The 12,922-nt window shown below is 53.2% G+C and carries 9 protein-coding genes; 3 read left to right on the top strand and 6 right to left on the bottom strand.

Annotated features, from left to right (window positions below):
* The first annotated feature begins 136 nt into the window (after window positions 1–136).
* Entirely contained in the window at window positions 137–1,063 is a 927-nt protein-coding gene (locus tag MHZ97_RS18185; RefSeq protein WP_239315353.1) for a sulfonate ABC transporter substrate-binding protein, read from the top strand.
* 369 nt (window positions 1,064–1,432) lie between these two features.
* On the opposite strand, the gene MHZ97_RS18180 is transcribed toward MHZ97_RS18185, so the two are convergent.
* The 3 genes from MHZ97_RS18180 to MHZ97_RS18170 form a co-directional block, all read right to left on the bottom strand.
* Entirely contained in the window at window positions 1,433–2,407 is a 975-nt protein-coding gene (locus MHZ97_RS18180; RefSeq protein WP_103796988.1) for a ParB family protein, read from the bottom strand.
* A gap of 7 nt (window positions 2,408–2,414) precedes the next feature.
* Window positions 2,415–3,614, bottom strand: coding sequence for an AAA family ATPase (locus MHZ97_RS18175; RefSeq protein ID WP_103796989.1), 1,200 nt, complete (start codon window positions 3,612–3,614; stop codon window positions 2,415–2,417).
* Window positions 3,615–5,020: 1,406 nt separating this feature from the next.
* Window positions 5,021–5,953 carry a RepB family plasmid replication initiator protein gene (locus tag MHZ97_RS18170; protein WP_103796990.1) on the bottom strand — a complete coding sequence of 311 codons (933 nt, stop codon included), beginning with the start codon at window positions 5,951–5,953 and terminating at the stop codon, window positions 5,021–5,023.
* Window positions 5,954–6,389: 436 nt separating this feature from the next.
* Here MHZ97_RS18170 and MHZ97_RS18165 point away from each other — a divergent pair, with 436 nt between their 5' ends.
* A complete protein-coding gene (locus MHZ97_RS18165; RefSeq protein ID WP_239315326.1) occupies window positions 6,390–7,760 on the top strand; it encodes an aldehyde dehydrogenase family protein in 1,371 nt (456 codons plus the stop codon).
* Window positions 7,761–7,920: 160 nt separating this feature from the next.
* On the opposite strand, the gene MHZ97_RS18160 is transcribed toward MHZ97_RS18165, so the two are convergent.
* Window positions 7,921–8,811 (bottom strand): LysR family transcriptional regulator, encoded by an 891-nt coding sequence (locus MHZ97_RS18160; RefSeq protein WP_239315325.1) that lies wholly within the window; start codon window positions 8,809–8,811, stop codon window positions 7,921–7,923.
* A gap of 105 nt (window positions 8,812–8,916) precedes the next feature.
* Between MHZ97_RS18160 and MHZ97_RS18155 the strand changes: the two genes are divergently transcribed.
* Complete coding sequence (locus MHZ97_RS18155; protein ID WP_103796992.1) at window positions 8,917–9,426, top strand: phenolic acid decarboxylase; 510 nt, start codon at window positions 8,917–8,919, stop codon at window positions 9,424–9,426.
* Window positions 9,427–9,515: 89 nt separating this feature from the next.
* Here the strand turns inward: MHZ97_RS18155 and MHZ97_RS18150 are convergent, their stop codons facing one another.
* On the bottom strand, window positions 9,516–10,748 hold the full coding sequence (locus MHZ97_RS18150; protein WP_239315324.1) for a sensor domain-containing diguanylate cyclase: 1,233 nt from the start codon (window positions 10,746–10,748) through the stop codon (window positions 9,516–9,518).
* A gap of 412 nt (window positions 10,749–11,160) precedes the next feature.
* Entirely contained in the window at window positions 11,161–12,705 is a 1,545-nt protein-coding gene (locus MHZ97_RS18145; RefSeq protein WP_239315323.1) for a methyl-accepting chemotaxis protein, read from the bottom strand.
* Window positions 12,706–12,922 lie beyond the last annotated feature (217 nt).

The following is a 12,922-nucleotide window of genomic DNA, read 5'->3' as shown; positions in this document are numbered from 1 at the left end:
ATTACTACAAATCATGAACGTGCTAACTATTCTTGCACAGCATAAGTGAATGCAATTGGTTATTTATTGGTTATAACCGCTTTTTGCTAAGGTTGGAAAAAAAGCGGAGAGTTCAAAAATGAAAATCAACGGATTTATGCTGGGAATGCTGACCTGCGCCCTGAGTTCACTGTCTGCTGCAAGCTTTGCGGCGCCTGAGCAGATAAATATTGGCTATCAAAAGGCGAATATTTTCGCGCTGCTTAAATATCGCGGCACGCTGGAGGAAACCCTCAAAAAAGAGGGCATCGCCGTTCGCTGGGTGGAGTTTCCGGCCGGACCGCAAATGCTGGAAGGACTAAATGTAGGCAGCATCGATCTGGCGGCAACCGGCGATGCGCCGCCCGCGTTTGCTCAGGCAGCAAAAGCTGACCTGGTTTACCTCGGCCATTCCCCTGCTAATCCCAAAACCGAGGCTATTGTGGTGCCTGCCGCATCCGCCATTCACAGCGTTAAAGACCTTAAGGGCAAACGCGTTGCGCTCAACAAAGGTTCAGACGTTAACTATTTGCTTATCGCCGCGCTTGAAGAGGCGGGTCTGACCTACAAAGATATTACGCCAGTTTATCTGCCGCCAGCCGATGCGCGCGCCGCGTTCCAGAAAGGTGCCGTCGATGCCTGGGTTATCTGGGATCCCTATCTGGCAGAGGTGGAGGCCAGCACGGGAGCGCGTCAGGTACGTAATGCAGAAGGGTTGGTTCCGCATTACACATTCTATCTTGCCAGCCGAAATTTTGCCGACGGCGAACCGGAAACAGCCAAAAAAGTGCTGGATGAGCTGGGTACGTTGAGCAATTGGGCTAATGAACATCAGGATGAGGCCGCTGCCATTCTGGCGCACTCTACCGGCCTTAATAAGTCTGTCTGGCGCACCACGCTGACGCGTCTGCCTTATGGTGCAGAACGCATGTCTGACAGTGTGTTTGCACAGCAGCAAACGCTGGCTGACGCCTTCACACGAGTGAAGCTATTGCCGGTCAAAGTCGACGTGCGTTCGGCTACCTGGTCAGCTGATAAAAAGTAATCTCTGATTGCCCTGTAGCAGGGGCAATCCTCTCCTCAGCCAGCGCGTCAGACTGGCGATTTCAGCCTGAAATTCTCAATGAAAAATTTTTTTATTCAATGACTTATGCGTGAAATTGCGCTGGAGAGTCCTGCCTCTATTTCTGAGGAGCAGACCCGCAGTAAGATGCTGAGCTGACAAGCTTTCTTACCCTGAGCCGAGTGGCTTTTATCTGAAAGAGGGCGAAAGCCTGGCGATTTCAGCCTGAAATTTTGTCAGAAAAGGCTTCAAAACAGTGAGTTAGGAGTGAAAAGACGCTGGCGAAGTGAGAGGAAAACTGAGGGGGGTTAAAAAGAACATCCGGGTAAAGAGTTACCCGGATGTAAGAGCTTACTGTTCGCCAAGATATTTACGTAGCGTATCGGCAATTACTCTGTCGAGCTCTTCCTGCAGCTCCTTAGACTGGCGATTAAACTCGTAGCTAAACATGCGGCCGCGGATTTTCTTGCGGGCGAAGCGATCTTTATCCGCAAAGGTCCACAGGTTCTCCGAAACGGGTTTCTCTTTAGCAGGCATCTCCATCAGCGTCTGACTGCCGTTGCGCACCAGACGAAGAATATGATTTTTCACTTCGTCTTCCGCCAGCCCTTCACGGGCGCAGATACTGTCCACATCCATTGAAACCGTTTCGATAAGCCGCTCAATCGGCTGCCCGGTCTCAGTGAGTTTATCGGCGGCCATCAGCAGCGCCTTGTAATCGGGATAGGTGAGTTCGGAATGGTTAGGGAAAAGTGAGATCAGCTCTGCCGGCACGCTCGCCGCCTGCAAAGCTCGCGTCACTTTCGCCTGCGACAGTCCCTGACTTTCCGCAATCTCTTTTTGCGACAGGCCGCCATTTTTAAGCGACAGCAGTCTTAGCCCGACTTCACGCAGGTTATGCTCGCGCGCGGTCTGGATATCCTGCGCCAGGCGACGCGCCTCTTCGGTAGTAATGGCCGTCTCGGAGACCAGAATATCCAGCCCGGTCTTGCAGTAAATCGCGGCGGCGCGACGGCGTGAGCCGTCCAGAATTTCTATGCGTCCATCCCGCTTAACGCCGATAGCCGGGAAAAACTGCTGGAGTTTAATGGTGCGGATAATATCGCGCAGTGAATCTGGCGTCAGGCCCGCCTGGTCACGCCCGTTGGTTTCCATCACCACAAAGGTTTTATCTTCTATCTCTCTGGCTTCGATGCGCTCGAGACGAAAAAGGGCGCGCTTGCCGGTTGAGAGAACAAAGGTTTGTGTTGGGGTATCTGATGATGCTTCCGCCTGAACAGGCGTCTGGCTGAATGTTCTGCCGATAGTAATTCTTTTTGCACTCATAGCGACCTCAGTTCAGGCGAATAAATTCAATACGGTCAAAGACCGCTTTCGCAAAATCTTCCGCAGCTGAACGCGCATTTTTTAACGCTTCGCTGCTGCCGACGTAAGTAGAAGGGTTAGCCGAGATAACGGTGTCAAAGGACTCGCCGCAGCGCTCAAACCCATCCAGACGCGGCAGCGCGGCATCGAGCATATCGCCGCCAAAGATCTCTTTCGCCAGGCTGTGACAGAGCTTGTGATCCGCTTTATTCGACAGCTTGGACATAAAGCCGATATTGCCCTGTAAGCGGCAGGGTGCGCCGGACTGCTCAATGATATCGATCAGTTCGGGCAGGCGCGTCAGGTACTTCAGGGTGGAATGGAAATCGACCTGCGCCGGTGGTACGGGCGTCATCAGCAGATCGGACGCGGCAATGGCATTTTTCAAAAACGCATCCAGATGCGGGCCGCTGTCGATAAAGATAAAGTCATAATCTTTTTTCAGTTTTGCAATGACGTTCTCGTAAAGCACCGCATGCACGTTTTGACCCGGGAGATGTTCAGCGCAAAGCTCATCCCAGCGCGAGGCGATAAAGGCGTCGTCAATCGAGGCCGGCAGGACATCCACGCCGGGAATAATTGACGGCACGATAAACTCTTTTATTAGCTCTTCACGGCTGACGTTTTGCAGCATCGCCTGCGCGGCAGTGGCTTCAACGATGCCGACTGAACGCTCATGGTTAAGAAACATGGTCGCTGAAGACTGCGGATCCAGGTCGATAACCAGAATGCGCAAGTCTTCAAAGAGCAAATGCGGGTGCGCACGCAGCGCATGGGCAAGCGAAACGGTGGAAACGGTTTTCGAGACGCCGCCTTTCAGATTGCCGACAAAAATCGTATAGGCTTCCGGATGGCGATCGCGATATTTAGGCACGCCGCGATGCTGGTAGATATCGATGATGTTTTCAATCGACATAGCGTACTTGGTCGAACTGCCCGCTGCGCGCTTATCGAACTGGTAGCCGCTTTCTTCCATCTCGTTAACGGCATAGTCGACGCTGGCGCGCGTCAGCTTTGGCAGCTTGGCCAGCGCAGCTTTGGCATAAACCTGGTAAAAAGTATTCTCATGCAGCTCTTCTTTTTGCGCCTGAATCTGTTCTGTCAGGCTGAGCAGCATTCGCTCAGACCGTTGTGCGACCTTCAGCACCTGCTTTTCGTCATTAGCCATACTTACTCCACACATGTAGGATTTGTGACTTTATACATAAATCCTGCATGTCGGGCAAGAAAATATCTTACATACCGAAATAGAGAAGGTTGCAAATTTGGCTGCAAAGATAAGAAGTTGTTTCAACGTTCACTGTAATCAGCACGATTCCGCGGACAGTAGAAGGGGGCAGGCGAGAACATTCACTGTAATCAGCAGTTCGTTTACTGTAATCAGTAGTCAGAGCGTGTCGGAAAAGACGTTGCCCTTTTCAATAGGGTTAGTGCGACCGCAGCCTGGCAAAGATTCACTGTAATCAGCAATGGCGGCCTGAACATTCACTGTAATCAGCAGAAGGGACCAGAGATTCGGCTTCAGGCGTTAGCATTCACTGTAATCAGTAACGGCTCGCGATGGGGAGCCATTCAGACTGCCACAAAGAAGCGTTCACTGTATTCAGTAAAAACGTTCACTATATTCAGTAAAAACGTTCACTGTAATCAGTGAATCTCTCAACGTTCACTGTAGTCAGCAACAATCACTTTTCTCTTTGCGGCACGGTGAGAGGTATCGGAACAATAAGGCAGCAAACATTCACTGTAATCAGTATGACAACAGCGTTGCTGGCAGAACAGGGGCGATAACATTCACTGTATTCAGTAAATCCGCACAGGGTCTCTGTCAGAGGGCGGGGGAGTAAAGACCAGGCTGCACCGCACAGGGGTGGAAAGGCAAAAGATTCACTGTAATCAGGAAAGAGGTAATTACACCAGACCGTCTGACCAGGGGGTCAGTATTCACTGTAGTCAGTGAAGAATCGCGTGACTCGCCATTCGCCAGCCAGAGAGGGGGAGCAGGGTTCACTGTAATCAGCATCAGCGCCTGGATTCGCGCAAATGCCACGCACTATCCCGTAACTGTTCACTGTAATCAGCAAAAGCGCTAACCCTGTCACGTTTCGCTGAACCTTGTGGGTTAACGTTCACTGTAATCAGCAGCGAAGAGAGGCCAACGGGTCGAAAAACTTAATTTACCTTGTTATTCAACAGGTTGGAAAAGGCATTCACTATAATCAGTAATCTAAACCCTTCACTGTAATCAGTAAGAGCGCAGGCCATAGCTGCGCCAGAGAATATTCACTGTAATCAGTGTAGATAGCATTACTGAGATCGCAAGAAAGAGGTCATGTAAGTTTGTGAGCACTAACTATTATATCAAGCGATTGTTTTTAAAAGAGTATTAATATGAGGTGGAGGGCGGGGAAGGACGCTGGAGGCAACTGAGTTTACTGATTACAGTGAATGATGCTGATTACAGTGAACGCTGGCAGCGCTGACTACAGTGAACAGGGAGCAGCATCCGCGGCTGTCACGTTTCCGGGAAAAGTGACAATGCCGCGGCGGCATACTGATTACAGTGAACAGCGCTCATGACTCGTCAAAATCGATCTCGTCGAGAGAATCGATACTTTCTAATGAACTGATTCCGTCAAGTTTTGGCGTGCGGCTGTGGATGATAAAAAAGACCGAACGCCCGCGTTTAACCTCGGAGTAGTCAAGATAGCCAATCTCTTTCAGCTGCTCCATAGCGCGCCGCACCACATGGTTCTGCGTGGTCGTTTTCGAGCCCAGATTCAGGCGCATACGCAGGCGCGCCAGCGAAATAGGCGCAGGATTGGTCGGCAGGCTCTCAAGGAAGGTATAGAGCGCCTGCGCAGACTCTTTGCGCTTCAGCCGGGATATCGCCCTGAGCTGCAGGAGAACTTTATGGTCGAAGTTGTAGAGCTCAAATAGCTTGGGATCGGCCTGAATGCGCACCACATCTTTTTCGCGGTCATAATAGGCTGACTGCACAAGGTGCGTATGGTACGCCTTGCCGTTGCCCTCAAACGAGAGCGTGTTGGTCGCGATACGCCGCAGCGAGGCATCCAGCCGCTTACGCAGCGCCGCAGAAGAGTTAGCAGAAGGAATGCCGCACATCTTCACGAAATCGATAAAGGGCAGGGTAACGGTATCGCCCTGGGTGGGGTAACGGGAAAAAGACTGGATGATCCCGGCCCACGTCTTGAAATCGTTATCCATATCCAGCCTCGCGCCGGTAATGGTAATCTTCTCATAGCCCTCTGCTTTCACCAGCGACAGGTTTTTAAGCTCTTTTGTCGCGTCGGTAGAGGCCATCGCGCCTGACTTACCGCGCGCCGTTGATTTCAGTGTCGGGACAAACAGTCCCAGACGCATCAACGCGACGGGCTGAACAGTGTTGTTCTTATTGGGATGAAGCTGAATAACTTCACCGCTGTTTTTGGTCACCGACAGAAAAGGTTCAAGTAACGCTTTGTTTTCGCTCTCTTTATCTGCCATAGCATGAGATCTTCATTCGGTGGATGAAAAGGATCGTTTTCTGACTACAGTGAACACTAGCACTGTTTATAGTGAACATTCTACTGTGTATAGTGAATAAAGTACTGATTACAGTGAACTCTTTACTGATTATAGTGAACGCGATCACCTTCTGAGCCCTTGTGGCGTGCGGCCTGCAGCGATCGGGGATCTCTTAGGATCTCTTTTAGATCTCTTTATGATCGTTTATTAGGATCTGATCACTGTATATGTGGATAACCGATCGATACCGTTGTGCATCACCGATGCTGGCTGTCAGGGATCAATCCACTGAAAACGCCTCGCCACCCTTATCTGTTCATAATATGAAAATAAGTTACTCACTATTATTCATTTTTCATCACTAACTTTGTGGCGTAGGCTAAACCTCTCAATAACAGACATTCTAAGAGGCACCATGACCGATTACGCTGTTTCAAAAAATCCTGCCAACGGTGAAATTCTGGCGCGCTATCCTCTGCAATCTCTGGCTGAGCTGGACGCAACCCTTGAGGCCAGCGCAAAGGCCTTTAAGCAGTGGCGCGAGACCGATATGGCGTTGCGCGTAAAGGTGCTGCGCCAGCTGGCTGAACAGCTGCGTCAGCGCGAACCTGAGCTGTCGCGCGCCATCACGCTGGAAATGGGCAAGCCGCTGGCGCAGGCGCGCGCCGAGATCCTTAAGTGCGCCAGTCTGAGCGAATGGTATGCCGAACACGGCCCGGCGATGCTGGAGGATCAACCCACGCAGGTGCCTGATGCCTGGCAGCGTTTTAAACCTGTCGGCACTATTCTGGCGGTGATGCCGTGGAATTTCCCGTTCTGGCAGGTGCTGCGTGGTGCCGTGGGCATGCTGCTGGCCGGCAATACCTATCTCCTTAAACATGCGCCGAACGTAATGGGCTGCGCCTCGCTGATGGCGCAGCTGTTTGACGCAACGGATCTGCCGAAAGGGGCTTTCGCCTCAGTTAATGTCGACAATGACGGCGTCTCTACTGCGATCAAGGATCCGCGTATCGCCGCCGTCGCCGTAACCGGCAGCGTGCGTGCTGGCTCCGCTATTGCTGCACAGGCGGGCGCGGCGCTGAAAAAAACCGTTCTTGAACTGGGCGGCTCAGATCCTTTTATTGTCCTGGCCGACGCCGATCTGGACGAAGCGGTAAAATCAGCCGTGGCAGGCCGTTATCAGAACACCGGACAGGTCTGCATGGCCGCCAAACGCTTTATCGTTGAGGCGGCCATTGCAGATGAGTTTGAGGCGCGCTTCAGCGCTGCGGTGCAGGCGTTAACCATGGGCGATCCGCTGGATGAAAAAAATTATCTCGGCCCGATGGCACGCTTCGATCTGCGCGACGAGCTGCACAAGCAGGTTGAGCAGTCGCTGCGTGAAGGCGCACGTCTGGTGCTGGGCGGCGAAAAGATCGCAGGGGAGGGCAATTACTACGCGCCGACGATCCTGTCCGACGTCACTACGGAGATGACGGCGTTTCGTGAAGAGCTGTTTGGCCCGGTGGCAGCGATAGCTATCGCCCGCGATGCCGATCATGCGCTGGCAATTGCCAACGACAGCGAATTTGGTCTGAGCGCCACGGTCTGGACCGGCGACAGCGCAATGGCGGATCGTCTGGCCGATCGGATCGAAACCGGCGCCGTGTTTATCAACGGCAACGGCGCGTCGGATCCGCGCGTGACCATTGGTGGCGTTAAGAAGAGCGGCTATGGTCGCGAACTCTCCCATTTCGGCGTGCATGAGTTCTGCAATATTCAGACCGTCTGGAAAAACCGCCGCTAAGGCTTTCTGCGTAGCTGAAAGAGAAGCGAGGGCCTGGCCCTCGCTTTTTTGGTTAAAGGGCGTCAGGAGGCGCTGAGGCTTCAGATAAGCGCCTCGCTGAGCCCGTTCGGACATGACGGGCATCTTCCAGCAGGTTTGTCTCTTTTAACGCTGTGCCGAACTACATTGCCTGCGCAACACGCTCAATAAATAGCGCGGCCAGCGTAGATATCGCGCTGTTGCCCGGCAGTCTTTCCTCGTTGATGCGTAACATCAGCGACGTTGAACGTCGACGCCCCTGCAGCAGCGGCAGCGGACGCAGTTCACCGCTCTCCAGCAGCGCTGCGATATTCAGCTCCGGTAGCCAGCCATAGCCTAACTGATGCTGAACCGCCTCAATGGCGGCCGGCAGCGTTGTGAATGACCAGCTCTCTGCCTGCTCGCCATTCACTTCGGACTGCTGCTGCTGCTGGCGATCCAGAATCGTTATGCAGGGCCAGCGCGCAAGTGCGGCAGCGCTAAGCGGCCCCGGCTCGCGGTGCAGCGGATGATCGCGGTGGGCGACGGCGATAAAATCGACGCTCAGCAGGCTTTCTCCCGCTATCTGCTCATCTCCATACTGCGCGACCAGCCAAAGATCCGCCTGCTCCTCAGCCAGCCTGTCGGGCGTTTCGCTGCGGACAATTTCACTCAGCCAGATGCGCACATGGGGATAGCGTTGCTGAAATTCACGTAACACATCAAACAGCAGCGATTTCGGCATAATCGCATCCACCATCAGATCGATGCGCGATCGTTCGCCACGCTGCAGCGCACTGGCCCGGGCTTCCAGCGCGCTGAACCCCTCCAGCAGCGGCCGTACCTGAGCGAGCAGCTGATGTCCGTCTGCGCTGAGAACGGCGCGGCGTCCTTCCTGCTGCAGCAGCGTCATGCCCAGCCGCTGCTGCAACAGGCCAAGCTGATAACTCAATGAGGACTGGCTGCGGTTATTCTTCTCCGCCGCCAGCGCAAAGCTGCCCTCTTTTACGACAGCATCAAGCAGATACCACTGTTCTAAGGTCGTCTTGTGCATGACTATTCATCTAAAAAATGGATGATTAAGCGCTAAAAATAGCGTTATTAATCGTTTTTGCAACGAGTAATAATCTCCTCAAGGCAAATAAATGAGGAGTTCACAATGAGCACTTTCGATAAACACAATCTCTCTGGTCTGGTTGGCAAACATCTGGTTTATACCTACGACAACGGCTGGAATTACGAGCTCTATATAAAAAATGCCAGCACCGTTGATTACCGTATCCACAGCGGCATGGTGGGCAACCGCTGGGTAAAAAACCAGCACGCGTTCATTGTTCGACTGGCGGAAGATGTCTATAAAGTTTCCTGGACCGAGCCTACCGGTACGGACGTCAGCCTGGCGGTTAACCTGGCCGAAAAAGTCTTCCACGGCACAATCTTCTTCCCGCGCTGGGTGATGAACAATCCGGAAAAAACCGTCTGCTTCCAGAACGATCACCTGGATGAGATGGCCAGCTACCGTGATGCGGGCCCGGCATATCCCACCGAGGTAATTGACGAGTTTGCGACGCTGACCTTTGTGCGTGACGCAGGCGAAAATAACGACAGCGTGATTGATTGCCCGGCCAGCGAGCTGCCCGCTGATTTCCCGGCCAACCTGAAAAACTAAAAAACCTCAGAAGAGCTCACGATGAGCTCTTCTGGTTTCTGCTGGTTGGGGGCGAAGAAAGGTCTCAGGCGAGAGGGCAGCCGTTGAGGCTAGAAAAACTGGTATGATCCATCGCCACGTGCTTTCGCCTGATACATCGCGATATCGGCGTTTTCAAATAACAGGGCGGCCGATGTCGTGCCGGATCGCGCAAGGCTGATGCCGATGGCCGCCCCGATCCAGACATCCATGCTGTTGATAACAAACGGCTCCTTCAGGCTGTCAATAATGCGCTGGGCAATAGCGGACGCGGCATCGCGATGGCCACATTTCGCAGCGACAACAAATTCATCGCCGCCCAGCCGCGCCACTGAATCGCCAGGCCGCATGCAGCGCTGCAGCCGCTCGCTCACCTGCTGCAGCAAGGCATCCCCTGTCGCATGTCCCATCGAATCATTGACCGCCTTAAACCCGTTAAGATCGATAAACAGCACGGCGGTGTAGGCCGGATCTTCGCTCTGGGCGAGCATGATGCCAATCTGCTGGTTGATCCAGGCGCGGTTAGGCAGCCCGGTTAAGGTGTCGCGGGTCGCCAGCGTCTCAAGCATCCGCATTTTTTCTTTATCACGCGTGATATCGCGTGAAACCAGCACCGCGCCGATGTTGTGGCCCGTATAAGGATCGCTGACGCCGCAGGCTTTGGTGCCCAGCGTAATGTAATAACCGTCGCGATGAAGCTTGCGCACTTCAACTACGTCCGGCAGCACGCCGCCTGTAAAAATATTTAGCAGCGCCTCTGCGGCGGGTTCGCGATCGTCAGGATGCAGGAAATCGACCACCCGCTGACCGATCATCTCTTCGGCGGACCAGCCGATCATTTCACTGTAGGAAGGGGAGATCGACACGTATCTGCCCTCCGCATCGCAATGAGCGATAAGGTCAGTACTGTTTTCTATCAACAGACGGTATTCCGCCGCGGTACGCAGCGCATCTTCAAGCGCTTTGCGCTGCCCGGTAATATCAAGAATGAATCCGTTGTACTGCAGGCGAGAAGCCGCAGGCTGGCAATCTGGTAAGCCAGAGACCAGTACGCGTCGCGTGGTGCCGTCAAGACACTGTATCGGCACTTCAATATGAAAGGGGATCACGCACTCTAATGCGGCGGTGAGCTGCAGGGCCAGCTGCGCATCATCATCGGCCTGCGCGATGCTCAGCCATTCGCACAGGGTAATGCCTTTCAGCGCCGGGATCAGGCCGACAGGACTTTCCTGACTGACAACGCAAATGCCTCGGGCGTCCGTGGTCCAGAGAGCGGAAAAGGTAGGCTGGATCACAGGATTCATAGTGGTCGGCTCCATTGTTGGCTGACGATACTGGATAACCTCGACACCGGTCGTAACAAACCTCTCAATCGCGCTGTTTGCGGCTAATGCAAACCAGGAACGCTTCGACGAAGTATTCTCAGCGCTGCGGCGTGCCGCGACTGAAAAGGCGCATCGCTGATCTGATGCGTGGTAAAAAATATAAGTCTGGCATTATCGGCGCATTCCCCCCCAATCTTTAATTAACCGGCGGGTGGACAGCTGCCTCACCCTTTATGTGAATGATAATGACCTGCGCTGCGCCAGAAATAACCGCCTGCGTCCGCTGAGAGAGCAGGGTGGCGTTTCACCCGCCGCGGCATGATAAGGAGTGGCGAGCGCTCGCCAGACGGGGGATGAGCGACCGCGGCTATCCCCCGTTCAGGCCTGCGGTTTAGCGGGCGGAAAGGCGGAAAGTTGACACAGAATAGGTCAGATGCTGCACCTGCTCTTCAAGCGAAGCCGCCGCCGCTGCCGACTCCTGCACCAGCGCGGCGTTTTGCTGGGTAACGGAATCCATCTCAGTCACCGCCTTTTCAATTTGCTCAATGCCGCGACTCTGCTCATCAGAGGCGGTTGAAATATGCTCCATAAGGACGTTAACGCGGCTGACAGAGGAGATGATGGCATTCATCGCCTCGCCTGTCCGGCTGACTTGTTCAGATCCTTTTCCTATGATGTTGACGGAATCGGCAATAAGGCTCTCGATCTCCTTCGCCGCCACGGCGCTGCGCTGCGCCAGGTTACGCACTTCGCCAGCGACAACGGCAAATCCTCGCCCCTGCTCGCCGGCGCGGGCAGCTTCAACGGCCGCATTCAGCGCCAGAATATTGGTCTGAAAAGCAATGCCGTTAATAACGCTGATAATATCTTCAATTTTCTTCGAGCTGGAATTAATTAATTCCATTGAGACAATAACTTCACGCGAAACATTCTCGCCTTTTTGCGCATTCTCTACCGCTTCGCCTGTAAGGCGACAGGCTTCATAAACGTTATCGGTATTTTGTTTTACCGTGGCGCCGAGTTCTTCCATGCTGGCGGCGGTTTGCGTTAACGCGGCTGCCTGCTGTTCAGTTCGGGAGGCGAGATCGACGTTTCCTGCGGCTATTTCGCTGGAGGCTGAAGAGACGGAATGCGCGGAATCACGCACCTGCATAATAATTGTCGTCAGCGACAACCGCATTGCCTCCAGCGATCCCATCAGGCTCTGAATTTCGCTGCGGGAAGCTGGCTTAACCGGAACGGGCGCGTCAAGATGGCCTTCGGCAATAAGATTACAGTGCCTTCCTGCCTGAATTAAAGGTTTAAGCACAAAGCGATGCATCAGGACAGATATAGTGATAACCACCAGGCCAAACATCATACCGATCAGCAGCAGCAAAATAACGCCCGAGCTGAAATGGCTTTGAGCATCTTCATTCAGTTTTCTGGCGTAGGCTTCATGCTGCGCCAGCACTTTATCCAGGATAATTTCATAGGCGCGATCCAGGCGAATGACCGTAGGCAATAATTGTGTGAAGCGAGCCTGATCCCGAGCCTGAGCAGCCTCAATCAGCGGTTGAATAGCCTGGTTTCTGTATGCCAGATAAGCCTGCTGGTAGGCCTCCGCCTCCGCTTCTTCCCCTTGCAGGCGCGGGCTATTGATATAAGCCTTAAACGCCACGTCCGCTTTCTCTGCGGCGTTTTTCACCCCATCCAGTGACGGGGATATCTGACCCTCATTTGACTCGATCTCTTTCATATATTCCATTAACCGGACCCGCAGAGTGCGGCTGTGGTTGATGGGATCGATAACAGAGAGCACCACGCGAATCTCTTTATTTACCGCATTAAGGGATTCGTTACTGCGTACAAGCAACCAGATGCTAACCGCAACGCTGGTCAGAAAGAGGATTATCATCAATGAAAACACAAGCAGTGAAGACTTTTTCAGCGACATAACAAATTTCCATTTTTACAGGGTTAGCCGGTATATCGGCCTGGCTGGCCTACTCCTTAGTTCGTTACGGTCTGATTAGCATGCAGTTGACTTTAAACTAATGATTAATCTGGCGATCAATTTTAAAAAGAAAAAGCGTACCAGCCGGTTCATAATAACGGAGCGGTGAAAATTAGCGCGATCTATTTGAATTTCAGAGCCTGATAGCGCCTGAATA

It is taken from the genome of Pantoea sp. ACRSC (genome assembly GCF_022346785.1).
GTDB classification, from domain to species: domain Bacteria; phylum Pseudomonadota; class Gammaproteobacteria; order Enterobacterales; family Enterobacteriaceae; genus Pantoea; species Pantoea alvi.
The sequence above is the reverse complement of the archived record's forward strand: the minus strand, read 5'-3'. Positions and strand labels throughout refer to the sequence as shown.

What these genes read in the sequence shown, in the direction of transcription:
- MHZ97_RS18150 (WP_239315324.1), bottom strand. Translation starts at nt 10,748, where the DNA reads ATGAATCCTGTGATCCAGCCTACCTTTTCCGCTCTCTGGACCACGGAC.
- MHZ97_RS18185 (WP_239315353.1), top strand. Translation starts at nt 137, where the DNA reads ATGCTGGGAATGCTGACCTGCGCCCTGAGTTCACTGTCTGCTGCAAGC.
- MHZ97_RS18175 (WP_103796989.1), bottom strand. Translation starts at nt 3,614, where the DNA reads ATGGCTAATGACGAAAAGCAGGTGCTGAAGGTCGCACAACGGTCTGAG.
- MHZ97_RS18165 (WP_239315326.1), top strand. Translation starts at nt 6,390, where the DNA reads ATGACCGATTACGCTGTTTCAAAAAATCCTGCCAACGGTGAAATTCTG.
- MHZ97_RS18180 (WP_103796988.1), bottom strand. Translation starts at nt 2,407, where the DNA reads ATGAGTGCAAAAAGAATTACTATCGGCAGAACATTCAGCCAGACGCCT.
- MHZ97_RS18155 (WP_103796992.1), top strand. Translation starts at nt 8,917, where the DNA reads ATGAGCACTTTCGATAAACACAATCTCTCTGGTCTGGTTGGCAAACAT.
- MHZ97_RS18170 (WP_103796990.1), bottom strand. Translation starts at nt 5,953, where the DNA reads ATGGCAGATAAAGAGAGCGAAAACAAAGCGTTACTTGAACCTTTTCTG.
- MHZ97_RS18145 (WP_239315323.1), bottom strand. Translation starts at nt 12,705, where the DNA reads ATGTCGCTGAAAAAGTCTTCACTGCTTGTGTTTTCATTGATGATAATC.
- MHZ97_RS18160 (WP_239315325.1), bottom strand. Translation starts at nt 8,811, where the DNA reads ATGCACAAGACGACCTTAGAACAGTGGTATCTGCTTGATGCTGTCGTA.